Source organism: Luteibacter sp. P4_D7_3 (assembly GCF_056401735.1).
Genome location: NZ_JBFUIT010000539.1, coordinates 1 through 1,486, shown reverse-complemented (window position 1 = coordinate 1,486; position 1,486 = coordinate 1). Strand labels below are relative to the sequence as shown.

General features: G+C 60.4%; 3 protein-coding genes. 1 reads left to right on the top strand and 2 read right to left on the bottom strand.

The genetic code is table 11. From position 1 onward, the window contains the following. On the bottom strand, positions 1 to 706 hold a 706-nt coding region (locus tag AC1DSN_RS22510), incomplete at its 3' end, for an IS3 family transposase (RefSeq protein ID WP_477333042.1). Beyond that, positions 703 to 969, bottom strand: coding sequence for a transposase (locus tag AC1DSN_RS22505; RefSeq protein ID WP_477333040.1), 267 nt, complete (start codon positions 967 to 969; stop codon positions 703 to 705). The genes AC1DSN_RS22505 and AC1DSN_RS22510, both read right to left, overlap by 4 nt. A 199-nt stretch (positions 970 to 1,168) precedes the next feature. Here AC1DSN_RS22505 and AC1DSN_RS22500 point away from each other — a divergent pair. Then, positions 1,169 to 1,486: hypothetical protein (locus tag AC1DSN_RS22500; RefSeq protein ID WP_477333038.1), on the top strand; the 318-nt coding region annotated here is incomplete at its 3' end.

Below are 1,486 nucleotides of genomic sequence, written 5' to 3'. Positions count from 1 at the left end.
ATTCGAACGCATGCACGTTGAGGCACTCATCCCGCAAGCGACCGTTGAATGATTCGATCATACCGTTCTCCGTCGGACGTCCCGGGCGGATAAAGTCCAAGTGGATGCCATGGTTGTACGTCCATTCGTCAACGACCTTGCAGGTGAATTCGGTGCCGTTGTCTACCGTGATCGCCCGGGGCAGCGGATGCTGCGGACCCAGTCGATCGAACGCTTCGATGAGGCGTCGACCGTTCAACGAAAAATCGGCCTCCAGCAAGATACTCTCACGACTCCACTTATCGATCACCGTCAGCACTCGAAACGGCCTTCCCCTGACGAGCTGGTCATAGACGAAATCCATCGCCCAGTATTGGTGAGCGGCCGTCGGCGCGGGCGTCGGCCCCCGATGCAAGCTGATGACCTTGCGCCGGCGACGACGCATGCGCAGCTGCAGGCCTTCCAGGCAATACAGTCGGTGGACACGTTTACGCCCCACCGACCAGCCCTCGCGGCGCAGCATCACCGTGATGCGCTCGTAGCCAAATCGAGGGCGGGCCTGGGCCAGGTCTCGGATGCGCATGCGCAGTGCCGACTGATCCTTGGCCTGGCTCTTGTAGTACCACGTCGCGCGCTGAATCCCGGCCAGTCCGCATGCGCGTCGGGCGCTCACCTGAAATTGCTCATGGACCCAATCAGCAACGTCCCGGCGGCGGCCTGGCCTCAGATTTTTTTTCGAATGACTTCCGACAGAATTTGCTTGTCCAGGGTCAGATCGGCGACCAGTCGCTTCAGGCGGCCATTCTCCTCCTGCAGCTGCCTCGTCTGGCGAAGTTCAGCCACGCCCAAGCTGGCGTATTTCTTCTTCCAGACGTAGAACGTGGCTTCGCTGATGCCCATCTGCCGGCAGACGTCCGTGACCAGCGTTCCTGACTCCGCCAGGCGCAGCGCGTAGATGACCTGTTCTTCGGTAAACCGCGACTTCTTCATCGCTCCTCCGGGGCCCGATCGGGCCGGTGGGTGAAGCGACCTTACCTCTAGTTATGGGCTGTGTCGAAAAAGCGGGCCCACGTCAGTCTTCCTGCTGAACGAGGCGACGGCACTGTGGGACGTCACTTATGCCGTGACGGCGAGGGAAGTGACCCCATGGGAACAGCACATACACAGCTTCCTAGAAATGGTACCGCTGATGGCCGTCCTGCTCGTGGTTAGCCACCATTGGAGGCAGGCAGAGGCGTTGATCGGCCAAGGGCCGGAGACCGCACGGTTCGACGTGAAAGCCAAACCGGAATCGCTCCCCGCCGGGTACATCGTCACCGTCTTTTTGGCCATCGTACTGATCGAATTCCTGCCGTATATAGAGGAATTGCGCAGGAGCTACCGGCACGAGGAGAAGGCTATGACACGCAGACCACCCCTCGTCCGTGAATCAGCTGGCGGGTTCGAGCTCGACCTTGATCCAGCCAGGCTGCCGCTGATCGAACTTCTCGTACGCGGCGATCACATC

Bases quoted from the DNA above. Each gene is read 5' to 3' on its own strand.
- AC1DSN_RS22505 (WP_477333040.1), bottom strand. From the start codon at position 969: ATGAAGAAGTCGCGGTTTACCGAAGAACAGGTCATCTACGCGCTGCGC.